Source organism: Pseudomonas sp. HP_08, from assembly GCF_055284095.1.
On the sequence record NZ_JBTOQC010000045.1, the window covers coordinates 36,587 to 59,344 of the forward strand.

The following is a 22,758-nucleotide window of genomic DNA, read 5'->3' on the forward strand; positions in this document are numbered from 1 at the left end:
CCTCAATCGGTGTGCCGGGCCAACCATTCCAGAGCCTCGGCAACACAATAAAAAGACCCGAATACCAGGATCTCGTCATCCGTTGTCGCCAGCGCACACTGAGCATCCAGTGCCTGTGCGACGCCCTGATAAGACGTCACGCTTGCGCCAAGGTTCTGTAGGGCCGACTGCAATTGTTCCACCGGTCGGGTACGCGGCGTCGGCAAGGGCGCTACGGCCCAGTGCCGCACGCTGTCAGACAACTCACCGACCACGCCGTCGAGGTCTTTGTCCGACAGAAGACCGAACACTGCCAGACGCCTGGCGGCCAGCGGACGCTGGGCCATGCGCTGCGCCAGAAAGTGCGCGGCCTGCGGGTTGTGGCCGACGTCGAGCAACAGCGTGAGGGTTTTGCCCTGCCAGCGAAATACCCGCCGATCCAGTCGACCGACGATTCGGGTACCGTTCAGCGCCTGGCTCAGTTGCGCGGCCTGCCAGGGCAGATCGAGCTGTGCATAGGCCTGCAATGCAAGGGCTGCGTTTTCCATCGGCAGGTCGAGCAACGGCAAATCGCGCAGCTCAAGCGCCTGCCCTGCCCGGTTCTTTCCTTGCCAGTGCCAGGCGTGCGCTTCGATGCTCAGGTCGAAATCGCGACCGCGCAGCGACAATGGGCAACCCAGCTCGGCGGCACGCGCCAGCAAAGGCGCCGGTGGATCAAGGTCGCCGCACAGCGCAGGAATATCGGCACGGAAGATTCCGGCCTTTTCAAACGCCACCGACTCGCGGGTATCACCCAGCCAGTCAGCGTGGTCCAGGCCGATGCTGGTCACCAGCGCCAGATCGGCATCGATCAGGTTGACCGCATCCAGACGACCGCCCAGACCGACTTCCAGCACCACTGCGTCCAGTTGCGCCTGCTCGAACAGCCAGAACGCCGCCAGGGTACCCATCTCGAAATAGGTCAGGGTGATATCGCCACGCGCCGCCTCGACGGCGCTGAAGGCTTCGCACAGCTGAGCATCGCTGGCCTGCTCGCCCTGCACCTGGACACGCTCGTTATAGCGCAGCAGGTGCGGCGAGCTGTAGACGCCAACCTTGAGTCCCTGAGCCTGCAACAGGGCGGCCAGGAATGCACAGGTCGAGCCCTTGCCGTTGGTGCCGGTCACGGTGATCACCCGTGGCGCCGGCCGGGTCAGGCCCAGTTGACTGGCGACTTGCCGCGAGCGATCCAGCCCCATGTCGATGGCCGACGGGTGCAGTTGCTCCAGGTAGGCGAGCCAGTCGCCCAGCGTGCGCGAGGTCATACGGTGGCCAGGTCCGGCTCGGTAACCACGGCTTCAAATACCGGCTTTGGCGTCTTTGGCGACGGCAAGCCCAGCAATTGCGCCAGCAGCGTGGCCAGACGTACGCGCAGTTCCTGACGCGGGATAATCATGTCGATGGCGCCATGCTCGATCAGAAACTCGCTGCGCTGGAAGCCTTCAGGCAGCTTCTCGCGAACGGTCTGCTCGATCACACGGGGGCCTGCGAAACCGACCAGTGCCTTGGGTTCGGCAATGATCACGTCACCCAGCATCGCCAGGCTGGCGGAGACGCCGCCGTAGACCGGGTCGGTCAGCACGGAAATGAACGGAATGCCTTCCTCGCGCAGACGCGCCAGCGCAGCCGAGGTCTTGGCCATCTGCATCAGCGAGATCAGCGCTTCCTGCATGCGCGCACCGCCGGAGGCCGAGAAGCAGATCATCGGGCAGCGATGCTCAAGTGCATAGTTGGCTGCGCGCACGAAACGCTCACCGACGATGGCGCCCATCGAGCCGCCCATGAACGAGAACTCGAATGCCGACACCACCACAGGAATGTCGAGCAGGGTGCCGCTCATGGAGATCAGCGCGTCTTTCTCGCCGGTCTGCTTCTGTGCAGCGGTCAGGCGATCCTTGTACTTCTTGCCGTCGCGAAATTTCAGACGGTCAACCGGTTCCAGGTCGACACCCAGTTCGTTACGGCCTTCGGCATCCAGGAAGATATTGATGCGCTGGCGTGCGCCGATGCGCATGTGGTGATCGCACTTGGGGCAGACATCCAGGGTCTTTTCCAGTTCGGGGCGATACAGCACCGCTTCGCAGGATGGACACTTGTGCCACAGCCCTTCGGGGACCGAGCTTTTCTTGACCTCGGAACGCATGATCGAAGGGATCAGTTTGTCTACCAACCAATTGCTCATGCTTTGTTTCTCCAGTACCGGTTAGGTTCGCGCACCAGACGCCAGTGCGTCGGGTGCATACCCTTGACTAAATTCGTAATAATGGACGGCGGCCCGCTGGCAACCGTCACATCAGGCTCCGCGCACTGCTTTCATGAATGCACGAATCTTGCCGTGATCTTTTATGCCCTTATGCAGCTCTACCCCACCGCTGACATCCACCGCATAGGGCTGCACCTGCGCAATGGCCTGCGCCACGTTGTCAGGGCTCAGCCCGCCCGCCAGAATCACCGGCTTCGACAGATCCTTCGGAATCAGGCTCCAGTCGAAGGTTTCTCCGGTGCCGCCCGGTACGCCGGGCACATAGGCGTCGAGCAACAGGCCGCTGGCCCTGGCGTATACCCTGCAAGCCGCCGCAATGTCGTCGCCCGGCTTGACCCGCAGCGCCTTGATGAACGACCGATGGTAGCCTTCACAGTCCTCGGGGGTTTCGTCGCCATGAAACTGCAACAGGTCCAGCGCCACCGCTTCCAGCGTCTCGTTCAGCTCGCATCGACTGGCGTTGACGAACAACCCGACCGTGGTGACGAACGGCGGCAAGGCGGCGATGATCGCCCGCGCCTGCACGACACTGACCGCACGCGGGCTGGGCGGATAGAACACCAGGCCAATGGCGTCGGCCCCCGCGTCGACGGCGGCCAGCGCATCTTCTATGCGGGTAATCCCGCAGATCTTGCTTCGAACGGCTGACATGTTGCGAAACCTCAGTCCTTTCGGAAAGTCCCGGATGTTAACAAATGCTGTTGCGATCGTCAGCCGGCAAGGTCTGCGAAGCCGGTGAGAAAGTGCGGACCGATATAACGCTCCGGCAACTCGAACTCATCGCGGTACTCGACCTGCACCAGATACAGCCCGAACGGGTGCGCGGTCACGCCGCCATTGCGCCGCACCCGGCTTTGCAAGACCTCCTGGGCCCATTGCGCCGGGCGCTCGCCGGCACCGATGGTCATCAGCACACCGGCAATGTTGCGCACCATGTGATGCAGGAAGGCATTGGCGCGCACATCGATGACAATCATCTTGCCGTGCCGGGTCACGCGCAGGTGGTGCATTTGCTTGATCGGCGATTTGGCCTGGCATTGTCCTGCACGGAACGCGCTGAAGTCGTGCGTACCCACCAGATACTGTGCGGCCTCTTGCATGCGCTCGACATCCAGCGGCCGGTAGTTCCAGGTCACTTCCTGGCCCATGTGCGCCGGACGAATCTGGTCGTTGTAGATCACATAGCGGTAGCGCCGGGCGATGGCTTTGAAGCGGGCATGAAAATGCGCCGGCATGACCCGCGCCCAGGTCACGCTGACATCGTGCGGCAGGCTGGCATTGGTGCCCATGACCCAGGCTTTTTCGGAGCGCTCTACCGTGGTGTCGAAATGCACCACCTGGCCGCAGGCATGCACACCCGAATCGGTGCGACCGGCGCACTGCAACGAGATGGGCGCTGCTGCCACTTTGCTCAAGGCATTTTCAAGGATTTCCTGCACGGTCATCGCGCTGCTGATCTGGCGTTGCCAGCCGTTATAGCGCGAGCCTTTGTATTCGACGCCCAGCGCAATGCGGTAAACGCCCTCGGCGGCGGTTTCGGCAGCCGGGTTATCTATGTTCGCCAAGGAAATACAGCCTGCAGGGTTGCGCAAAAGGGCGGCCATTATACGGCCGCGGAAAAAAGACGCCAGCAAGGCGGGTCAATCGGCCCCGTTGCAGGGCTCGATAACAGCGGGCGGGCCGGCCACTGCCGACCTGCCCGCCAGCGCATCACTTCAAGCCAGGCTCGCCAGCAGCTCGCGGGCCTCGCTCTTCTGGCCTTCGTCGCCTTCGTCGACCACTTCACCGAGGATGTCGCGAGCACCGTCGGCATCGCCCATGTCGATGTAGGCCCGCGCCAGATCCAGCTTGGTGGCCGCCTCATCAGTGCCCGAGAGGAAATCGAACTCCGGCTCGTCGTCGAACGCGGAAGCATCATTACTGGTGAACGTATGTTCATCGAGCGACGGGCTTTCCAGGCTTTGCGACAGGCGATCGAGCTCGGCATTGACATCGTCGATCTCGGACGCAAACGCCTCGCTGGCGTGCTCGGTTTCGATCTCATCGGCCAGCGACAGATCGAAATCCTCAGGCAGCTCCAAGTCAACATTGGCTTTTTCAGGCTCGCTCTGGCCCAGATCCAGTGGATCCTCACCCAGGCTGACCAGAAAGTCGTCCTCGGTGCTGAGCCCGGGCTCTTCATCGGCAAGGTCCAGATCGAAGTCGGACAAATCGTCCGGCTCGGCAGCGGCCGCCGACAGCGGTTCGGTGACGATCGGCGTCTCCGTGGCGCTCAGCGAGTCATCCAGCAACAGATCGTCGAAGTCATCGACAGTGGCAACTTCATCGGCAGGCGCGGCGTCAAGAGCATCCAGGCTCAGGTCGAATTCGTTGTCCAGTGGATCGTCTTCAGGCTCGGGCGCAACAACCGGGGCCGGCTCGGACTCGTCATCAGCCAGCAGTTCTTCCAGGTACTTGGCATCCAGTTCGGTCGCCAGCGCTGCCGTGGTGGCCGCTACCGCCGCGGCGGCAGCAACAGCGGCTACCGGGGCTGCCGTGTCGGCAGCTTTAGGCGCAGACACGGGCGGAACGATGACCGAGGCCGCCGCCGGTATCGGGGCTGGCCCGGCCTCAGCCTGAAGCTTTCCCGCCGCCACCAACTTTCGTTCGTGGGCAGCGAACGCCTTGTGATTGCCTTGCTCGGCGTAGATTTCCATCAGCTTCAGACGCATATCGTCCCGCTGCGGCTCTTCCTTGACCGACTCTTCAAGCAGCTCGATGGCCTGGTTCATGCGGCCATAGGCAATATGAATCTCGGCCTGCACCAATGGATCGGTCGGACGCTCGCGAGAGGCATTGGCGGCCGCCGCTGCCACGGCTGCCGGAGCCATTTTGTAGCTTGGCGACGACACTTCCAGACCGTCGAAGCCATCGGCTGGCGCGTTCAGGTCCATATCCGAAGCAAACTGCGACTCCTCGGCCAGCACTCGTGCCATGCGCTTGTGCTTGTCTTCCTCGGCCTTGGCATTGCGACGACGCGCCAGGAACAACAGCAGCAACGCCAGAATCAGCAAGGCCGCGCCGCCAATCAGGCCGAGCATGACCGGGTTGTCGAGCACCGCCTTGAGCGGATCGGACTCAGGCTCTTGCGCCACCGGCTCGACGGCCAACGGCTGGTCGGCGGGTGGCGTGGCAACCTGGGCAGCGGCAAGGGCATCTTCCGGGGCGATCTCGCCAGCCGGCTTGATCGGTGCGCCTGCGGCATCGACCGCCGTTGCCGGCAATGGCGGATTAGCCGGCGCTGGCACTGCTGCACCACTGGCCTGCATCTTGGCCAGTTGATCGTTCTTGAGCGCCATCAACCGCTGCAATTTGTCGAGCTGGCTCTGCAGGTCGCCCATGCGGCTTTGCAGCTCGGCGTTGTCACGGCGCGTGGTGTCCAGGGCTTCCTGAGTGACGGCCAGCTTGTTGGCCAGATCACCGTCAGCGGCAGCGCCTTTCTGCGCAGCCTCGGCATTACCGGCTGCGACCAGGCTCAGATTGTCCCTGGCCTCGACCTGGGCCGGGGCGGCGCCTGCACTGGCGCGGCGAGTCGCATCCACCTGACGGGTACCCGCCGGGGTTCGACGGCCTTCGCGCCAGGCCCGATATTGCTGGGCCACTTCAGCCACGGCCTGGCTTTGCGACAGTGAGGTGGTCTGCTGGGCCGTTGGCAAGCGCAGTACCTGACCTTTCTTCAGGCGGTTGATATTACCGTCGATGAAAGCGTCCGGGTTCAGTGCCTGAATGGCCAGCATGGTCTGTTGAATGGTGCCGCCATTGCGCACCTTCGCAGCGATTTCCCACAGGGTATCGTTGTTGGAGGTGACGTACTGGGCAGACTTGTCAGCGGCAGGCGCTGGCAAAGGCGTTTCCGCTGGCGTCGCGGCGACAGGCGCAGGCTCGGCAGGTGCTGGTGCAGTCGCCGGAGGCGTCACTGACGGCAGTTGCGCAGGCGCTGCAACCGGAGCCGGTGCGGGCGCTGCACTGCCTTCAAATTTTGGCGGGTCTAGCAGCAGGCTGTACTCACGCTGCGCGCGCCCGTTGGGCCAGAGCACCTGCACCAGAAATTTCACATAAGGATCGCGCACCGGCTTGCTGGAGGTGATGCGCAAGACACTTTTACCACCGGGGTTGATCACCGGGGTGAAGGTCAGGTCACTGAGAAAGGCTCGACGGGTGACACCCGCCTGCGCCAGGTCTGCAGTCGTACCAAGACTGGGGACCAGTTGCGAGGCATTGATGCCCCTGGCATCCGTCAGCTCGATTTCAGCCACCAACGGCTGGTTCAGGGTCGACTTGACCGACAACTCTCCGAGCCCCAAAGCGTGCGCCATCCCCGATGACAGCGCCGAAGCCGCAGCGATTGCTACTACCAGTTTACGAACCTGAACCATAGCCCATCCCTTGTTAAATATTCCCCGAAAGCTGAAGAACTTAGTTCCGCAATGGGTCTAAAGCGTGTTGTTGCTGAAAATTACTGCCAAGTATCTTTTACACATGGTCTTTTATCAACAATTCACCTAGCTGCACAGCATTGAGCGCCGCACCTTTACGCGCATTATCAGAAACAAGCCACAGACTGAGTTGACGCGGATCGTCATTCGAGCCGCGCACCCGGCCTGCATAGACCACATCCTGACCGACCGCATCGCCTACCGGCGTCGGGTAATCACCCGCCTCGACCAGCTCGATCCCGTCTGCCGCGTCCAGTCGCGCATTGATGGCCGGCAGATCGACATCCCGGCCACTTTGCAGCGAAACACTGAAACTATCGCCGAAGAAGACCGGCACCTGGATGCAGGTGACCGCGACCTTGAGTAAAGGCATATCCAGCAATTGGCGCAACTCCAGAACCAGGCGTTTTTCCAGCGCCACATGGCCGTTGTCATCGGGCGTGCCGACCTGGGCCAGCACGTTGAAGGCGACCTGGCGATCAAAAAAGCGTGGTTCCAGCGGGCGCACATTGAGCAGCTCGGCAGTCTGGCGCGCCAGCTCGCTGACCCCTTCGCGGCCCAGGGTCGAGACGGCCAGGCACGCGGTGATATCGACACGCTGGATGTCCAGCAGATCACGCAAGGGTGCCAGCGCCAGCGCCACGGCGGTCGCCGCAGGACTCGGGCTGGCCACCAGCCGCGCAGAGGCCGAACCTGCAATCTGCGCAGCATTGATTTCCGGCACCACTTGCGGTGCCTGATCACCCGGAAAAGCGCCCGACAGGTCGATCACCGAGCAACCAGCTTGCAGCGCGCGCGGCACAAAGCTCAGGCTGACCGCGGGACCTGCCGCGAAAAACACCAGCCGCACGCGGGAAAAGTCGAAGGTATCGACCTCACGCACGCGAACGTTCTTGCCACGAAACGCCAGCGAGCTGCCGGCGGACTCGACACTGGCCAACAGGTGCAGATCACCGACCGGGAAATCGCGCTCTTCAAGAATCTGGACGATGGTTTCGCCGACAGTACCGGTGGCGCCGATCACGGCGATGGCAATGGACTGGCTCATGCAAAAACCTCAGGAAAAACAGGGAGCGGCACTTTACTCGCGCAATCCTTGCCAGGCAAACAAGGTTAAGGCTCCAGGCCTATCGGGAAAAACACACCCTGGCTCCACACGCCCAGCCAGCGCTGCCCGTCGATCTCGCGCGCTACCGCCAGTTCGACCAGTTGGTAGAACACATTGCGATGAATCAAGGCTTCGAGATTGTGGCGCACATGCACATAAGGTGCAGGCTCTTGAGTCACAGGATCGGTGTGTACGCGCAAAGGGTGCTCGGGGCCGACCTCGACTTCATCTTCGACATGGGTCACCAGGCGCAGGACCTGGCTTTCGCCCTCGCCCAGCACTTGCAAGGTCACGGCAACGAAAGGCGCGTCATCGACCTTGATGCCGACTTTTTCTACCGGCGTCACCAAAAAATAGTCATCGCCATCACGGCGGATGATGCGCGAGAACAGCCGCACCATCGGCTTGCGGCCGATGGGCGAGCCCAAGTAGTACCAGGTGCCATCGCGGGCAATACGCATGTCGATATCACCGCAGAATGCAGGATTCCACTGGTGAACCGGCGCGGGTGCGCCGGTTTTCGGAATCTGCGCCAGCAGATCGTCAACCTTGCCTGAATCGCTCATCGCTCAATCCTAACGGGAAAGACCCAACAGACTGCGAGCGTAGTCCTCCAGAGGCGGGCCAAGCAAATCTTCAGGGCGAGTATCGTAAAGCGTCAGCAATCCGCCGCGGCTGCGAATGCGTGCGCTGTCGATCAGGTAGCGGGTGCTGGTTTCGATCAGCATCAACTGAATCACGCCGCTGTCGATGCCCAGCCGGTCGACGGCCTCTTCATCCGCCCATTGGTCGTAGGTGCCGATGCGGTCGTCAGCCCTGGCAAAGCGGGTGTACAGCAGGTAATGCGCGCCGGCACTGCGCGCCTCGGTCAAGGCTTCGTCCAGGCCTTCCGGGCCACGGGCGCGACGCACCATGGGGAAGAACTCGACAAAGTTGTTGAACGCCTCTTCAGCAACCACATTGGGCCGCGGGTAGGCCTTGCCTGGTGGCACGAACGCGCCCTGGGCGATATAGATGAAGGAGTCGGGCTGCAGGCGAAAGTTGCTGGTGCGCCGGGTCTGGCTGTGGTCGAGCAGGCCCGCATCACTGAACTGCTCGCGCACGCCCTCCCCCATGTCACTGACTTTCATGCAACCGCCCAGCGCCACAAGCGCCAGCAGCAAGACCAGGCTACGCATCATGTTCCTCCCAGAGGCCGGTGACGAAAAACCGGCGAATGGTCGCCTGATGCAGCTTCCGCGCCATCTCTGCTCACATTGGGCGCAGTTGTTTACTTGTCGACTGGATCGAGCGCAGGTTCCGGGTGGTTATCGGCGTCGCGCTTGCGCTTGTTGCCCATGCGCACGCCGATGTCCATCAGGAACTGGAAAAAGCCTTCCTGATCTTCGAGCACATTGCTCCAGAACGGCGAGTGATACAGCGCCACTGCGCCATGCACCAACGCCCAGGCGGCGCAGTAATGGAAATACGGCGGCACATCCTCAAGCTTGCCTTCGTTGATCCTTCCCTTGATCAGCAAGGTCAGGTGCTCGAAGTTGGAGGCCCGAATGCGGTGCAGTTCTTCAACCAGCTCGGGAACCTGATTGCCCTTGACGACCTTTTCTTCAAGGCGATCAAACAGCCGGTAACGCTGCGGATCACGCATGCGAAACTCGAAATAGGCGCGCGAGAGCGCTTCCTTGTCTTTGTCGACATCGGCCGAATGCAACAGCGCGTTCAGGTCACGCTCGTAATCGAGCATCAGGCGCAGATAGATTTCGGCCTTGGACTTGAAGTGCTTGTAGATCGTCCCTTTACCGATGCCGACGGCATCGGCAATCATTTCGACGGTAACGCTGTCTTCGCCCTGCTCGAGAAACAGCTTCAGCGCAGTATCCAGAATTTCCTGCTCACGACGGCGAAATTCACGGACCTTTCGAGGTTCTTTTTGCATAGTGAGTAAATCTGCAGGGCTCAAATCGAAGCCGCGTATTATGCCTGTCTTGCGCGAAATTGCACGGACCATCCACTTTTCAAGACACTGCGCAACCGGCAAACCTGCCGCTGTTTCAGCCTTGGTACCGAGGCTATCCCTGGCACGGCCCGGTGGCAAGCAGGCCCGGACGCCCGGCCTGTCAGTGCTCGAAAACCGGCGACGAGGTGCCGATGAATTCGATGTAGCCAGTGACCACTACGTAAATAGCGAAGTAGGCGAAGATCAATGCCGAAGCGATATAGGACCACTTGAGCATACGCTCGCCGAGCAAGCGCCCGCCCTGATGGGCCAGCGCGCACAAGGCGAATGACCAGCACAGCCCGGCGACGAAAAACCCGCTCAAGAATGCCGACGCACTGCCAAGGTCCGCGCCTTGGCGGGCAATGATCGCCCCGCCCACGGCGGCAAACCACAATATGGCGGTCGGTGACGACATGGCCAGGAAGATGCCGCGAAAGAACAAGGTGCTGTTGCTGTCATTGGCCGGACGCTCCTGGGCGTGCAAGACCGTGGTGGCAGACATGGCGCTCATGATCATTTTGAAGCAGAACCAGCTCAGTACCGCCGTGCCGCCCAGCCACAGGACATAGCGCACCGCTTCATACTGCAACAACACCGCCATGCCCGTCATGGCCAGCACGGCGTAGGCCAGGTCACCGAAACAGGTGCCGATACCCAGCCATAACCCCTTGGAGAAACCGCGCTGCATGGCCAGCGTCATCATGGCGATATTGGCCAGGCCAATATCCAGGCATAACGACAGGCTCAGCAGAAAGCCGTTGGAAAACTCCATTTATCAATACCTCACACAAAAGTGGCGCCCATGAGTGGCACACAGACCATTCATCCGGCTCTGAATGCAGGATTTAGTATTCCAAAACTGTTTAAAAAATGATCAAAGTCGACTGGACGCCACTGCATCCTCATCAATACTTAAAACGTTGGCGTGCATTCCCCCAAATGTCGCGCCGGTAAAGGCACTCATGGATGACCTGCCTTTGATTTACTCCTAATGGTCTTGGACCCGGATTCACCCCCCAGAACCCGGGTTTCTTTTTGCGCGCGATTTAACCCCGCAAGTGGGCAAGCGGGAACAGGCGGGCGAAGTTGGCCGTGGTCTGTTCGGCAAAGCGCTCATAGGATTCGCCACGCAGCATGGCCAGAAACTCCGCCACTTCGCGCACGTATTGCGGCAGGTTGGGCTTGCCGCGATAGGGAATGGGGGCCAGATAAGGCGAGTCGGTCTCGACCAGCAGGCGATCGGCCGGCACCTGGCGTGCCACATCGCGCAAGGCATCGGCATTGCGGAAGGTCACGATCCCGGACAACGAGATATAAAAGCCCAGGTCCAGGGCGGCCTTGGCCATGTCCCAGTCTTCGGTAAAGCAATGCAGAACACCGCCTTGTGGCAATGCCGCCTCACGCAACAGGTCGAGGGTATCGCTGCGTGCAGCACGAGTGTGCACGATCACCGGCTTGCCGGTGACCTGGGCTGCCTGTAAATGCAAACGAAACGAGGCTTGCTGCAACTCGGCCGCCTCGGGCTCGTAATGGTAATCCAGGCCGGTTTCACCAATGGCCACTACGCGCGGGTGATCCAGTTCGGTCAACAACCACTCAAGAGCAGGCGCTTCACCCGGACTCAGGTCCAGCGGATGAATGCCGACCGAGCAGTCAACATCGTCATAGCGCTCGGCAAGCGCCTTGACCACGGCGGCGTTGTCGGCGCTGACACCGATGCACAGAAAATGACCGACGCCGCGGGCACGCGCGGCGTCCAGCGCGGCATCCAGCGACCCCGCATGCGAGGTCAGGTCGAGGCGGTCAAGGTGACAATGGGAATCTACAAGCATGGCAAGAACACAACTACATCGTGTGGGTGGGACGGTCGGACTTGAGGGCGCCGGCCAGATGGGTTTCGATCAGGTTGCGCGCGGTGTTGTCGCCGTCGCTGAACTGCACACCGACGCCAGCGGCGCGGTTGCCCTGCCCGCCCTTGGGTGTGATCCAGATGACGCGCCCGGCAACCGGGACCTTTTCCGGCTCGTCCATCAGGTTGAGCAGCATGAATACTTCATCGCCCAGCTTGTAGTTCTTGCCGGTCGGGATGAACAAGCCGCCGTTCTTGACGAAGGGCATGTAGGCGGCATACAGCACGGATTTGTCCTTGATGGTCAAAGACAAAATACCGTTACGCGGACCAGGACTGATCGGCAAGCTCATTGCAGCTCCTCGAAGTAACATTCAACGCAGTCTACGCCTGTCCAGGCAGGCCTGCCCACTGCACCAGCAACGCTTCCAGCAACAGCACGCGGTTGAGATTGGCCTTGCCCATTACCTTCTGGCGCTGGGCCAACACCCAGTCCTGAATGGCCAACACCTTGCTACGCGCCGATTTCTGCGCCAGATACTGCACCACTTTACGCATATCGTTCAGGCCCAGGCCCTCTTCATCCTGCGTCAGCTGATAACGCAGCATCAGGTGCGACCAATCGCAGAACCAGTCAAACAGCAACAGCAGCGGCACGTCTTTCCAGGCTTCGGCCAGTTGCGTCGGCGACTGCTGTTGCTTGAGCAATTTCTTGACCCCGTCGACCACCAGCGCACGCTGCTCACTGACGCCTTGCGCATGCAACTTGACCGCCAGAAGCGGCGAGCCGGCAGCCAGGGTCAGCAATTCGCCGCGCATCGACTCGTCGAGGTCAGGCAGCGCCGCGTCCAGCCAGTCGAGGCTCATGCGCTCGCCAGGCAGCGGGCAAGCCTGCTGTACGCAACGGCTCTTGATGGTCGGCAACAAGCGGCTGGGCTGGTGGCTGACCAACAGCAAGACGGTATTGCCCGAGGGCTCTTCAAGGCTTTTCAGCAGGGCGTTGGCGGCATTGATGTTCATCGCCTCGACCGGCTCGATGAGCACGACCTTGCGCCCGCCCATTTGCGCGGTCTGGACCACGAAGCTCACCAGATCACGCACCTGATCGACCTTGATCGGCTTGTCAGCCTCTTCAGGCTCAAGAACATAATTATCGGGGTGACTGCCCGCGACCAGCAGCAGGCAGGACTTGCATTGCCCGCAGGCATTCAGGCTTTCAGGCCGCTGGCACAGCAACAGCGCCATCAGCCGCTCGGCCAGCGCGCGTTTGCCAATGCCGGCAGGGCCGTGCAACAGGTAAGCGTGGGCGTGCTGGGGGCGGCCGGCCAATTGTTTCCACAGCGCGTCCTGCCAAGGGTAGGCCTCAGCCACGGCAGCGTTCCAGCAAGCCAGGCAACAGGGCATTGAGCGATTGCTGAACCTGCTCAAGCGACTGCGCCGCATCGATCAATTTGTAACGTGCGGGCTCGGCATTCGCGCGCTGCAAATAGGTGCTGCGCACGGCATCGAAAAAGGCCCGGCCTTCCTGCTCGAAGCGGTCCAGCCGGCCACGGGCCGCTGCACGCGACAGGCCGATTTCGACCGGCAAGTCGAAGACCAGCGTCAGGTCGGGACGCAGTTCGCCCTGAACGAACTGCTCCAGCACGGCAATGCGCTCATGCGACAGACCGCGCCCGCCGCCCTGATACGCATACGTGGCATCGGTAAAGCGATCACACAACACCACCGCACCGCGCGCCAACGCCGGGCGAATGACCTCGGCAATGTGCTGGGCACGTGCGGCAAAGACCAGCAGCAGTTCGGCATCGCTGCTCATGACTTCATCGCTGGGCGCCAGCAGGATCTCGCGGATCCGCTCGGCCAGCGGCGTGCCACCAGGCTCGCGGGTCAGCACGACGTCGACATCATGGGCACGCAACTGTGCCGCCAGATACTCGCGATTGGTGCTTTTGCCGGCGCCTTCCGGGCCTTCAAGGGTGATAAACAGGCCAGTCACAGGAAATCCTTGTGGGTCATGGCTCAACCGGCTCGTCACCGGGCGTTGGCGCAGCCTCAGCGGGATCGGTTGGCGCAGGGGTTGAATCGGTGGCCGGCGCGGTCAACGGGGCCGGGCTTGAACGGTAATCGGCGCGGCGCTTGATCTGGTATTCGCGTACCGCCGCATTGTGCTGATCCAGGCTTGCAGAAAATACATGGCTGCCGTCGCCCTTGGCGACGAAGTACAGGCTGCGTCCGGCCACCGGATGCAAGGCGGCATTGATAGCCTCGCGGCCGGCCAGCGCAATGGGCGTCGGCGGCAGGCCGGCGATCACGTACGTGTTGTAAGGCGTGGGCTCTTTAAGGTGGGCGCGGGTAATCTTGCCGTTGTAGCGCTCACCCATGCCGTAGATCACGGTCGGGTCGGTCTGCAGCAGCATGCCCACTTGCAGGCGGCGCACAAAAACCCCGGCGATCTGGCCGCGCTCTTGAGGTACACCCGTCTCTTTTTCGACCAGCGATGCCATGATCAGCGCCTGATACGGGTCGACGTAGGGCAAGTCTGGCGCACGCTGGCGCCACTCGTCATCGAGTACATCTTCCAGGCGTTTGTAGGCCTGCTTGAGCAGTTCGACATCGGTCATGCCGCGCACGTAACGGTAGGTGTCCGGGAAGAATCGCCCTTCGGGCACGACATTCGGATAGCCAAGGCGGGCCATCAATTCGCTGTCGCTGAGGCCTTGCAGGGTTTGTTCGAGCTTGTCCTGACGTGCCAGCGCTGCTCGCACCTGACGAAAGTTCCAGCCCTCGACCAGGGTCACGCTGTATTGCACCACCTCTTTGCGCTTCCACACGCCAAACAGGTCCTGAACGCTCATGCCTGGAGTCATGCGGTATTCACCGCTGTGCAATGGCTGACTGGCCAGGTTGAAGCGCCAGTACAGGCGCAGCCAGAACGCGCCCTCGATGACGCCATCACCTTGCAGGCGACTGAGGACACCCGATGGCGTCGAGCCACTTGGCACGTCCAGCAAACGCTCTTGAGTGACGTTCAAGGGTTGATGCAAGGCCTGGTTCTGTTCCCAGAGCGCATAGCCGAGCGCCAACACCACCAGAACGACGGCAGTTTCCAGTAACACCAGTAATTTTCGGATCACGAATCAGTTATCCAGAAGCACACGCGCAATAGACTGCAGTTTACGGGTGAGCGGTCCGACCGGCCAGTTCAACTGTGCAAACCCACGCACCGGCCAGATGCCATACACGCTATTGCACACAAAGAGTTCATCTGCCTGCTCAAGGTCAGACATCGACAAGTCGCGGATTTCGACAGTAATCCCCAGCGTTCGTGCCTGATCGAGCAATTCGCCGCGCATCACGCCGGCCACGCCGCAACGGTTCAGCTCGGCGGTGAGCAATACCCCGTTACGAATCAGGAACAGATTGCTGTACACGCCTTCGACCGGACGCCCGGACATATCGCGCATCAGGCCTTCGGCGTAATGCGGATCGCGCCATTCGGCACGGGCCAGCACCTGCTCCAGGCGATTGAGGTGTTTCAGGCCGGCCAATAGCGGCTGCTCGGCCAGGCGCGTCTGGCATTCAAACAGCCAGACGCCCTGCTCGTAATGCGCGGGCGGATAGGCCGGTGCAGCCGAGCCCTGAAGAATGCGCCGGGGCGCTGCGTCGACTGCCGGGGCGTAGCCGCGCAGGCTATCGCCACGGGTCAGAATCAGCTTCATGACCCCGTCGCCCAGTTGCGCGGCAAAGCGCGTCATTTCAGCACTGACCAGCGCCAGGTCCAAGTCTATCGCCAGGCGCTGGCAGGCGTTGTCGAGCCGTTGCAGATGGCGCTCGAACAACAAGGGCCAACCCGCCTTGACGGCGATGGTCTCGAACAGACCATCGCCATACGCCAGCCCCCGATTGGCCAACGACAGCGCGTCAGCCGGGCAGCCGTCGACCCAGGCCGGCATCACTCGCTGAACCGGCGGAACACCAGCGAGCCGTTGGTACCGCCAAAACCAAAGGAGTTGGACAGTACGACATCGATCGGCATGCGCCGGGCTTCATGGGCGACAAAGTCCAGGTCGCAACCTTCGTCAGGCTGGTCGAGGTTGATGGTCGGCGGTGCCACCTGATCGAGCAGGGCCAGCACGCTGAAAATCGCCTCGACGGCGCCCGCCGCGCCCAACAGGTGGCCAGTCATCGATTTGGTCGAGCTGACCGCCAGTTCATAGGCGTAATCACCGAACACACTCTTGATCGCCTGGGCTTCAGCGAGGTCACCAGCCGGGGTCGAGGTGCCGTGGGCGTTGATGTACTGCACCTGCTCGGGATTGACCCGTGCATCGCGCAGGGCATTGGTGATGCAGCGAGCAGCACCGGCACCGTTGTCAGGCGGCGATGTCATGTGGAACGCATCGCCGCTCATGCCGAAGCCAACCAGCTCGGCCAGAATGGTCGCGCCACGCGCCTTGGCATGCTCAAGCTCCTCAAGCACCATGGCACCGGAACCGTCGGACAGCACAAAACCGTCGCGATCCTTGTCCCAGGGACGGCTGGCACGTGCAGGCTCGTCATTGCGCGTCGACAGCGCGCGGGCGGCACCAAAGCCGCCCATGCCCAGACCGCACGCCGCCATTTCGGCGCCGCCGGCAATCATCACATCGGCTTCACCGTAAGCAATGTTGCGCGCCGCCATGCCAATGCAATGAGTGCCAGTGGTGCAGGCGGTGGAAATAGCGTAATTGGGCCCCTGTGCACCGAGGTGGATGGACAGGAAGCCGGAAATCATATTGATGATCGAGCCAGGCACGAAAAACGGAGAAATCCGTCCAGGTCCCTGTTCATGCAGCAGACGGCTGCTGCTCTCGATGTTGGTCAGCCCGCCAATGCCCGAACCCATCGCGACACCGATGCGTTCACGGTTGGCATCGGTCACTTCAAGCCCTGCGTTACGCACAGCCTGAAAACTGGCCGCCAGGCCGTACTGAATAAAGAGATCGACCCGCCGCGCCTCTTTGGGCGCCAGGTATTGCGTGACATCAAACCCCTTCACCGAACCACCGAAGCGAGTGGTGAAAGCCGACAGGTCAGTGTGCTCGATAAGATCAATGCCACTGCGGCCTGCCAGAATGCCTTGCCAACTGCTGGGTACATCATTGCCCAGTGGCGATATCATTCCCATCCCGGTGACCACGACGCGTCTACGCGACACAGGACTCTCCTTCTCTCTCGTTGGCGAAACATCTTCATCGTTTTAAAGAAAAAACCGCACGCCGGTAAAAGCAGTGCGGTTTTCCCATACAGCAGGCAGCAATTACGAAAAATCAGGCCTTGTGGGCATTCACGTAATCGATGGCAGCCTGAACGGTAGTGATCTTTTCCGCTTCTTCGTCAGGAATTTCAGTCTCGAATTCCTCTTCCAGAGCCATAACCAGCTCAACAGTGTCCAGGGAGTCAGCGCCCAGGTCTTCAACGAAAGAAGACTGCAGCTTCACTTCGTCTTCTTTGACGCCAAGTTGCTCGGCAACGATTTTCTTGACGCGTTCTTCGATGGTGCTCATACCTAGTTTTAACTCCTAGTGGAAATGTTCAGGCATCTGGCCAGTGGGTAAGTGTATAGAAGAGGTTTTGGGCTTTTCAAGCTTATCGCACCCCTCCGGCTCCCCACCGCCCCTGTACCCATTGAAAGATTGCAGCTTTATAACGGATTTTAGACAGCTCGTATTACATTTTTTTGAAACGAACAGTCGTCATCAGCTCACATGTACATCCCGCCGTTCACCGGGATTGTAGCCCCGGTCACATAGCCTGCACCCTCGGACGCAAGAAATGCCACTACGTTGGCGATCTCTTGCGCTTGCCCCAGGCGTGCCAGAGGAATCTGGGTCAGCAAGGCTTCGCGCTGGGCATCCGGCAATTCGCGGGTCATGTCCGTATCGATAAAGCCTGGCGCGACCGCGTTCACGGTCACGGCACGCGAACCGAGCTCACGCGCCAGTGCACGACTGAAACCTTCCAGCCCAGCCTTCGCGGAAGCGTAGTTTACTTGACCGGCATTGCCCATGGCACCGACAACAGAGCCAATATTGATGATTCGACCCCAACGCGCCTTGGTCATACCGCGCAAAACGCCCTTGGACAGGCGGTACAGACTGGTCAGGTTGGTGTTAATGACATCGTGCCATTCGTCGTCTTTCATGCGCATCATCAGATTATCGCGTGTGATGCCCGCATTGTTGACCAGGATCAACGGTACGCCTACACGCTCCTGAATCGTCGCCAGCACGCTTTCGACGGACTCGGCATTGCAGACATCCAGCGCCAGGCCGAAACCTTCGATGCCATGCTCCTTGAGGGTCGCGCTGATGCGCTCTGCACCCGCTTCGGAGGTCGCGGTACCGACGACCACGGCACCGTTGCGCCCCAGTTCCAGAGCGATGGCCTGACCAATCCCGCGGCTGGCGCCGGTTACCAATGCAACTTTACCTTGCAGACTCATGCAGATTTCTCCTTGTTCAAGCCAGTGCCGCACGCGCGGCAGCAAAGGCGTCGGGGGTATCCAGGTTGTAGGTCACCACGCCGTCGGCGCAGCGCTTGTTCAGGCCGGCGAGCACTTTGCCCGGACCACACTCGACCAATTGGGTTACACCGAGACCTGCCAGACACTGAATGGACTCGACCCAGCGCACAGGCTTGTACAACTGCTCAAGCAGATCACGCTTGAGGGTCGCCAGATCAGTGACCGCTGCGGCACTGACGTTCTGCACCAAAGCAATGCCCGGCGCCTGCCAGTCGATGGCTTCGACCGACTCGGCAAAACGCTCGGCCGCAGGACGCATCAACTCACAGTGCGACGGCACGCTGACCGGCAGCGGCAACGCACGCTTGGCGCCACGCGCCTTGCACAGCTCGATTGCACGCTTGACCGCCTCTGCGCTACCGGCGATGACGACCTGGCCTGGCGAGTTGAAATTGACCGCACTGACCACTTCGCCTTGCGCCGCTTCGGCACAGGCAGCAATCACATCGGCATCGTCCAGCCCGAGAATCGCCGCCATGCCGCCCTGCCCGGCCGGTACGGCCTCTTGCATGAGCTGACCGCGACGCTCGACCAGCCTGACGGCATCTTCAAGCGCCAGGCTTTGTGCGGCAACCAGGGCGCTGTATTCGCCCAGGCTGTGACCGGCGACATACGCAGGCACCGCGCCGCCTTCCGCCAGCCACACATGCCACAGGGCGATGGAGGCGGTAAGGATGGCCGGCTGGGTCTTGTCGGTCTGATTGAGCAGCTCGACCGGACCTTCCTGAACCAGCTTCCACAGATCGTAGTTCAGCGCTTCGGACGCCTGCTCGAAAGTATCGAGGATCAACGGATGGTGCGCGCCTTGTTCGGCAAGCATGCCGAGCGATTGCGATCCTTGACCCGGAAAGACGAATGCGAGGGATGCAGACATGTAACAGGCCCCTGAGTAGTTATCTTTGAAATGAGCCGCCGGCGCAGCCGACGACATGATGCAAACAGGCACGATTAAATCGGCACGACTGAACGGTTGGATGATCCGCCTGCGTGCAGCGTCACATTTGCTCACGCCCCTGCAGCAGCGTTTCAAGCCGCCCACGCAGGCGTTGCGGTAGATTTTCCTGCACCAGCACCACCGTGCGCTGGATCGCACTCTGCAAGCCTTCGACGCCGGCAGCACCGTGGCTTTTGACCACGATCCCCTGCAAACCCAGCAGACTGGCACCGTTATGCCGCGCGGGTGCAAGGTCGCCCTGCAAGCGCTTGAGCAATGGCAGGGCCACAACGCCCGCCAGCTTGCCCAGCACACCTTGCGTGAACAATGTTTCAATCCGGTCGGCGATCATCGTCGCCAGGCCCTCACTGGATTTAAGCAGGACATTACCGACAAAACCGTCGCACACCACGACATCCGCTTCACCACGGTACAAGCCATCGCCTTCGACAAAACCAATGTAGTTGAGTCCCGGCGCCGCCTGCAGCAAGGCTGCCGCCTGACGAACCTGCTGATTACCCTTGATGTCTTCGGTGCCGACGTTGAGCAGCGCGACTTTTGGTCGCACCACGCCGAGCACTTCGGCCGCCACAGCACCCATGACTGCAAACTGATAAAGGTTTTCAGCACTGCAATCGACGTTCGCGCCAAGGTCCAGCAACTGACAATAGCCGTTACGGGTCGGAATTGCCGCCACCATGGCCGGCCGATCAATGCCCGGAAGCGTCTTGAGTACAAAACGCGACAGCGCCATCAATGCCCCGGTGTTGCCGGCACTGACACACGCCTGGGCCTGCCCATCAGCCACCAGACCGAGCGCCACGCGCATGGAAGAGTCAGGTTTGCCGCGCAAGGCCTGTGAAGGCTTTTCATCCATGGTGATGACTTCGCTGGCATGCACAACGTGCAGGCGCGTACGGTCCACACACTGCTGGCGGGCAATCAGTTCTTCAATAAGGGGGGCTTGGCCGACGAGGGCCAGGTGCAGCGAGGGGTTTGCAGTCAGGCAGGCGAGGCTTGCCTTTACAATGCTGCGGGGACCGAAGTCCCCGCCCATTGCGTCGATCGCGATGATCGGAGCGGACAAGAAATTACTCGTCAGCGCCCTTGTCGATCACTTTACGGCCACGGTAAACGCCTTCAGGCGATACGTGGTGACGCAGGTGAACTTCACCGGTGGTTTTCTCAACCGACAGAGCGCTGGCCTCGAGGGCGTCGTGCGAACGGCGCATGTCGCGGGCAGAGCGGGATTTTTTGTTCTGCTGAACAGCCATAATTGATTAACTCCTAAACGTTTGGGTCACGCTTTAACTGCGCCAATACACTGAACGGGTTGGACCGTGTTACCTCGTCCACGCTCGGTTCGGGCTCATCGAGACCCGCCGGTTGCTGGCATTCTTCCGGTTGATGAGCCGGCACGATTGGCAAGGCGAGCAAAAGCTCCTCCTCGATCAATGCCAGCAGATCCAAAGGATCTTCGCCCAGTTCCAGTACGTCATAACCTTTCGGCAACGACTGGGTATTCGCACCCTCCTTCACCACGATGTAGGTACATTCGCTTTGGATCGGCAGGGTGACCAGCTCAAGACAGCGCTGGCAAACCATTTTGACCGGGACCTGCAGCTGGGTGTGGAAAACCACCGACCGGCGCTCATCTCGCTCGAAAATGAATTTCGCTTGTACCGTGCCGACACTATCGGCCAACGGGTCGCACAGCCTCTCCAGATCGGCCAGCTGCACATTTCCTTCAAGGGAAGTGCCGCGGTCAGCCAATTTGCGAGGGTCAACGTGAGGTGGAATCTGGTCATTCAACATAGGCGCAGCATTCTAGGGATCGCCCCTTGGCATGTCAAAGGAAATTGAGCCTGTCAGCGAGGACCGGCCCTGATTAGAATTCAACGTCCAATCCGTGGAGAATCGCATGCCATCCTTGCTACTTGCCTCCAGCTCGCCTTACCGGCGCGAATTACTCGCCCGCCTGCGCCTGCCCTTCACCTGCAGTTCGCCCGACATCGACGAAAGCCACCGGCCCGGCGAAAGCGCCATCGAGCTTGTGCAGCGCCTGGCCCAGGAAAAAGCCCAGGCCCTTGCAGCCAGCCACCCCGACCACTTGATCATCGGCTCCGACCAGGTGGCGGTGCTCGGCGAGGAGATTCTCGGCAAGCCACATACCTTCGAGCGCGCCCTGGCGCAGCTGTCCGCCGCCAGTGGCAAGCGGGTCACATTCCTGACCGGCCTGGCCCTGCTCAACAGCCGTACCGGCCAGTATCAGGTTGATTACGTGCCGTTCAGCGTCCAGCTTCGCGAGCTCGACAACGCCACACTGGAGCGCTACCTGCACGCCGAGCAGCCCTATGACTGCGCCGGCAGCTTCAAGGCCGAAGGCCTGGGCGTCAGCCTGTTTCAAAGCACCGAAGGCACAGACGCCACCAGCCTGATAGGCCTGCCGCTGATTCGCCTGGTCGACATGCTCATAAAGGAAGGCGTCAGCATTCCCTGAAATAAAAGCCCGGCCAATGGCCGGGCTTTTATTACGCAGCACCGCAACGATCAGCGCAGGCTTGGCCCGGTAAAGCCAGCCCACATCGCCAGACGCTCGGCAATGCTGGTACCCAGCTTCTTGGAGAAACGGTCAAACGGCGACTCCTGAATCGTGTAGTCGACGATGTCCTTGGCGCCAATCACCTCGCGCGCCACATAGCTTGAACTGCCCAGCCCATCGACCAGCCCCAGCCCGACAGCTTGCTCACCGGTCCAGATCAGGCCGGAGAACAGCTCAGGATGCTCCTTGTCTTTAAGGCGATCACCACGCCCCTGCTTGACGCTGGCGATGAACTGACGGTGGGTGGTCGCCAGCACTTCTTGCCAGAACTGGGTCTCGTCAGCCTTTTGCGGCTGGAACGGGTCAAGGAACGCCTTATGCTCACCTGCGGTATAGGTGCGACGATCCACGCCCAGCTTCTCCATGATGCCGACAAAGCCAAAGCCGGCCGCCGTCACACCGATAGAACCCACCAGGCTAGCCTTGTCGGCGTAGATCTGATCGGCCGCACTGGCGATGTAATAAGCGCCCGAAGCCCCCAGATCGGTAATCACCGCATAGACCTTGATCGCAGGCTTTTCGGCACGCAGACGACGGATCTCGTCATACACATAACCCGACTGCACAGGACTGCCGCCAGGGCTGTTAATGCGCAGGATCACGCCGCGCGTCTTGCTGTCTTCAAAAGCGGCCCGCAGGCTACCGACGATGTTGTCGGCGCTGGCCGATTCCTTGTCGGCGATCATGCCCTGAATCTCGACCAGGGCCGTGTGATCGCCCTTGCTCGATGTCTTTTTATCGCCAAACAAGGGCGTGAACAGCAACAGCGCCGTGAACAGATAGGCAAACGTCAGAAACTTGAAAAAAATACCCCAGCGCCGACTGCGACGCTGTTCCTGAACACCGGCCAGCAGGGTTTTCTCTAACAGCTTCCAGCTCTTGGCATCTTCCGGCGACCCGTCCTTTTCCAGCGTCGGCGCCTTCCATTGGTCAGACATAGCTCACTCA

25 protein-coding genes are annotated in these 22,758 nt (G+C 60.9%); 1 reads left to right on the forward strand and 24 read right to left on the reverse strand.

Going from position 1 to position 22,758, the window contains the following annotated elements:
- Positions 1-2: 2 nt before the first annotated feature.
- From folC to ACYAS9_RS24565, 23 genes are all read right to left on the reverse strand, one after another.
- Positions 3-1,283: a bifunctional tetrahydrofolate synthase/dihydrofolate synthase gene (gene folC, locus ACYAS9_RS24455; RefSeq protein WP_463571015.1), complete on the reverse strand. Its 1,281-nt coding sequence runs from the start codon at positions 1,281-1,283 to the stop codon at positions 3-5.
- Positions 1,280-2,200, reverse strand: a complete 921-nt coding sequence (accD, locus tag ACYAS9_RS24460) for an acetyl-CoA carboxylase, carboxyltransferase subunit beta (protein WP_463571016.1) — start codon at positions 2,198-2,200, stop codon at positions 1,280-1,282. Before accD ends, folC begins: the two co-directional genes overlap by 4 nt.
- Positions 2,201-2,311: 111 nt before the next feature.
- Positions 2,312-2,932, reverse strand: coding sequence for a phosphoribosylanthranilate isomerase (locus tag ACYAS9_RS24465; protein WP_463571018.1), 621 nt, complete (start codon positions 2,930-2,932; stop codon positions 2,312-2,314).
- Between the two features lie 59 nt (positions 2,933-2,991).
- Positions 2,992-3,846, reverse strand: a complete 855-nt coding sequence (gene truA / locus ACYAS9_RS24470; RefSeq protein WP_463571019.1) for a tRNA pseudouridine(38-40) synthase TruA — start codon at positions 3,844-3,846, stop codon at positions 2,992-2,994.
- Positions 3,847-3,996: 150 nt separating this feature from the next.
- Positions 3,997-6,696 (reverse strand): motility hub landmark protein FimV, encoded by a 2,700-nt coding sequence (locus tag ACYAS9_RS24475; protein ID WP_463571021.1) that lies wholly within the window; start codon positions 6,694-6,696, stop codon positions 3,997-3,999.
- Between the two features lie 97 nt (positions 6,697-6,793).
- Positions 6,794-7,804, reverse strand: a complete 1,011-nt coding sequence (locus tag ACYAS9_RS24480) for an aspartate-semialdehyde dehydrogenase (protein WP_463571022.1) — start codon at positions 7,802-7,804, stop codon at positions 6,794-6,796.
- Between the two features lie 65 nt (positions 7,805-7,869).
- The gene (locus ACYAS9_RS24485) at positions 7,870-8,430 is read right to left on the reverse strand and encodes a DUF1285 domain-containing protein (protein ID WP_463571024.1); all 561 of its coding nucleotides are present in this window, start codon (positions 8,428-8,430) and stop codon (positions 7,870-7,872) included.
- A 9-nt stretch (positions 8,431-8,439) separates the two neighbouring features.
- Positions 8,440-9,042: a DUF4823 domain-containing protein gene (locus tag ACYAS9_RS24490; protein WP_463571370.1), complete on the reverse strand. Its 603-nt coding sequence runs from the start codon at positions 9,040-9,042 to the stop codon at positions 8,440-8,442.
- A 92-nt stretch (positions 9,043-9,134) separates the two neighbouring features.
- Entirely contained in the window at positions 9,135-9,797 is a 663-nt protein-coding gene (locus ACYAS9_RS24495) for a TetR/AcrR family transcriptional regulator (protein WP_463571026.1), read from the reverse strand.
- Between the two features lie 181 nt (positions 9,798-9,978).
- Positions 9,979-10,632 (reverse strand): LysE family translocator, encoded by a 654-nt coding sequence (locus ACYAS9_RS24500; protein WP_463571028.1) that lies wholly within the window; start codon positions 10,630-10,632, stop codon positions 9,979-9,981.
- A 274-nt stretch (positions 10,633-10,906) separates the two neighbouring features.
- Positions 10,907-11,692 (reverse strand): TatD family hydrolase, encoded by a 786-nt coding sequence (locus ACYAS9_RS24505; protein ID WP_463571029.1) that lies wholly within the window; start codon positions 11,690-11,692, stop codon positions 10,907-10,909.
- A 13-nt stretch (positions 11,693-11,705) separates the two neighbouring features.
- Positions 11,706-12,062 (reverse strand): PilZ domain-containing protein, encoded by a 357-nt coding sequence (locus ACYAS9_RS24510; protein ID WP_056836836.1) that lies wholly within the window; start codon positions 12,060-12,062, stop codon positions 11,706-11,708.
- 31 nt (positions 12,063-12,093) lie between these two features.
- Positions 12,094-13,080, reverse strand: a complete 987-nt coding sequence (locus tag ACYAS9_RS24515; RefSeq protein ID WP_463571031.1) for a DNA polymerase III subunit delta' — start codon at positions 13,078-13,080, stop codon at positions 12,094-12,096.
- Entirely contained in the window at positions 13,073-13,705 is a 633-nt protein-coding gene (tmk, locus tag ACYAS9_RS24520) for a dTMP kinase (protein WP_463571033.1), read from the reverse strand. Before tmk ends, ACYAS9_RS24515 begins: the two co-directional genes overlap by 8 nt.
- A 16-nt stretch (positions 13,706-13,721) precedes the next feature.
- Positions 13,722-14,843, reverse strand: a complete 1,122-nt coding sequence (mltG, locus tag ACYAS9_RS24525; protein ID WP_463571034.1) for an endolytic transglycosylase MltG — start codon at positions 14,841-14,843, stop codon at positions 13,722-13,724.
- A 3-nt stretch (positions 14,844-14,846) separates the two neighbouring features.
- Positions 14,847-15,662 (reverse strand): aminodeoxychorismate lyase, encoded by an 816-nt coding sequence (gene pabC / locus ACYAS9_RS24530; RefSeq protein WP_463571035.1) that lies wholly within the window; start codon positions 15,660-15,662, stop codon positions 14,847-14,849.
- Positions 15,662-16,906 carry a beta-ketoacyl-ACP synthase II gene (fabF, locus tag ACYAS9_RS24535; RefSeq protein ID WP_463571036.1) on the reverse strand — a complete coding sequence of 415 codons (1,245 nt, stop codon included), beginning with the start codon at positions 16,904-16,906 and terminating at the stop codon, positions 15,662-15,664. The genes pabC and fabF overlap by 1 nt, the downstream gene beginning before the upstream one ends.
- Positions 16,907-17,018: 112 nt before the next feature.
- Complete coding sequence (gene acpP, locus ACYAS9_RS24540; protein ID WP_463571037.1) at positions 17,019-17,255, reverse strand: acyl carrier protein; 237 nt, start codon at positions 17,253-17,255, stop codon at positions 17,019-17,021.
- Between the two features lie 197 nt (positions 17,256-17,452).
- Complete coding sequence (fabG, locus tag ACYAS9_RS24545) at positions 17,453-18,193, reverse strand: 3-oxoacyl-ACP reductase FabG (protein WP_463571038.1); 741 nt, start codon at positions 18,191-18,193, stop codon at positions 17,453-17,455.
- Positions 18,194-18,209: 16 nt separating this feature from the next.
- Positions 18,210-19,148 (reverse strand): ACP S-malonyltransferase, encoded by a 939-nt coding sequence (fabD, locus tag ACYAS9_RS24550; RefSeq protein ID WP_463571039.1) that lies wholly within the window; start codon positions 19,146-19,148, stop codon positions 18,210-18,212.
- Positions 19,149-19,269: 121 nt separating this feature from the next.
- Entirely contained in the window at positions 19,270-20,295 is a 1,026-nt protein-coding gene (gene plsX / locus ACYAS9_RS24555) for a phosphate acyltransferase PlsX (RefSeq protein ID WP_463571040.1), read from the reverse strand.
- A gap of 4 nt (positions 20,296-20,299) precedes the next feature.
- On the reverse strand, positions 20,300-20,482 hold the full coding sequence (gene rpmF, locus ACYAS9_RS24560; RefSeq protein ID WP_010447173.1) for a 50S ribosomal protein L32: 183 nt from the start codon (positions 20,480-20,482) through the stop codon (positions 20,300-20,302).
- 13 nt (positions 20,483-20,495) lie between these two features.
- On the reverse strand, positions 20,496-21,023 hold the full coding sequence (locus ACYAS9_RS24565; protein WP_463571041.1) for a YceD family protein: 528 nt from the start codon (positions 21,021-21,023) through the stop codon (positions 20,496-20,498).
- Positions 21,024-21,129: 106 nt separating this feature from the next.
- Between ACYAS9_RS24565 and ACYAS9_RS24570 the strand changes: the two genes are divergently transcribed.
- Positions 21,130-21,708, forward strand: coding sequence for a Maf family protein (locus ACYAS9_RS24570; RefSeq protein ID WP_463571042.1), 579 nt, complete (start codon positions 21,130-21,132; stop codon positions 21,706-21,708).
- A gap of 50 nt (positions 21,709-21,758) precedes the next feature.
- Here the strand turns inward: ACYAS9_RS24570 and ACYAS9_RS24575 are convergent, their stop codons facing one another.
- Positions 21,759-22,748, reverse strand: coding sequence for a S49 family peptidase (locus ACYAS9_RS24575; protein ID WP_463571043.1), 990 nt, complete (start codon positions 22,746-22,748; stop codon positions 21,759-21,761).
- Between the last annotated feature and the right edge of the window lie 10 nt (positions 22,749-22,758).

Excerpts from the sequence above, each read along its gene's own strand:
- folC (WP_463571015.1), bottom strand. The coding sequence starts at position 1,283 with ATGACCTCGCGCACGCTGGGCGACTGGCTCGCCTACCTGGAGCAACTG.
- accD (WP_463571016.1), bottom strand. The coding sequence starts at position 2,200 with ATGAGCAATTGGTTGGTAGACAAACTGATCCCTTCGATCATGCGTTCC.
- ACYAS9_RS24465 (WP_463571018.1), bottom strand. The coding sequence starts at position 2,932 with ATGTCAGCCGTTCGAAGCAAGATCTGCGGGATTACCCGCATAGAAGAT.
- ACYAS9_RS24475 (WP_463571021.1), bottom strand. The coding sequence starts at position 6,696 with ATGGTTCAGGTTCGTAAACTGGTAGTAGCAATCGCTGCGGCTTCGGCG.
- ACYAS9_RS24480 (WP_463571022.1), bottom strand. The coding sequence starts at position 7,804 with ATGAGCCAGTCCATTGCCATCGCCGTGATCGGCGCCACCGGTACTGTC.
- ACYAS9_RS24485 (WP_463571024.1), bottom strand. The coding sequence starts at position 8,430 with ATGAGCGATTCAGGCAAGGTTGACGATCTGCTGGCGCAGATTCCGAAA.
- ACYAS9_RS24490 (WP_463571370.1), bottom strand. The coding sequence starts at position 9,042 with ATGCGTAGCCTGGTCTTGCTGCTGGCGCTTGTGGCGCTGGGCGGTTGC.
- ACYAS9_RS24495 (WP_463571026.1), bottom strand. The coding sequence starts at position 9,797 with ATGCAAAAAGAACCTCGAAAGGTCCGTGAATTTCGCCGTCGTGAGCAG.
- ACYAS9_RS24500 (WP_463571028.1), bottom strand. The coding sequence starts at position 10,632 with ATGGAGTTTTCCAACGGCTTTCTGCTGAGCCTGTCGTTATGCCTGGAT.
- ACYAS9_RS24505 (WP_463571029.1), bottom strand. The coding sequence starts at position 11,692 with ATGCTTGTAGATTCCCATTGTCACCTTGACCGCCTCGACCTGACCTCG.
- ACYAS9_RS24510 (WP_056836836.1), bottom strand. The coding sequence starts at position 12,062 with ATGAGCTTGCCGATCAGTCCTGGTCCGCGTAACGGTATTTTGTCTTTG.
- pabC (WP_463571035.1), bottom strand. The coding sequence starts at position 15,662 with ATGCCGGCCTGGGTCGACGGCTGCCCGGCTGACGCGCTGTCGTTGGCC.
- acpP (WP_463571037.1), bottom strand. The coding sequence starts at position 17,255 with ATGAGCACCATCGAAGAACGCGTCAAGAAAATCGTTGCCGAGCAACTT.
- fabG (WP_463571038.1), bottom strand. The coding sequence starts at position 18,193 with ATGAGTCTGCAAGGTAAAGTTGCATTGGTAACCGGCGCCAGCCGCGGG.
- fabD (WP_463571039.1), bottom strand. The coding sequence starts at position 19,148 with ATGTCTGCATCCCTCGCATTCGTCTTTCCGGGTCAAGGATCGCAATCG.
- rpmF (WP_010447173.1), bottom strand. The coding sequence starts at position 20,482 with ATGGCTGTTCAGCAGAACAAAAAATCCCGCTCTGCCCGCGACATGCGC.
- ACYAS9_RS24565 (WP_463571041.1), bottom strand. The coding sequence starts at position 21,023 with ATGTTGAATGACCAGATTCCACCTCACGTTGACCCTCGCAAATTGGCT.
- ACYAS9_RS24570 (WP_463571042.1), top strand. The coding sequence starts at position 21,130 with ATGCCATCCTTGCTACTTGCCTCCAGCTCGCCTTACCGGCGCGAATTA.
- ACYAS9_RS24575 (WP_463571043.1), bottom strand. The coding sequence starts at position 22,748 with ATGTCTGACCAATGGAAGGCGCCGACGCTGGAAAAGGACGGGTCGCCG.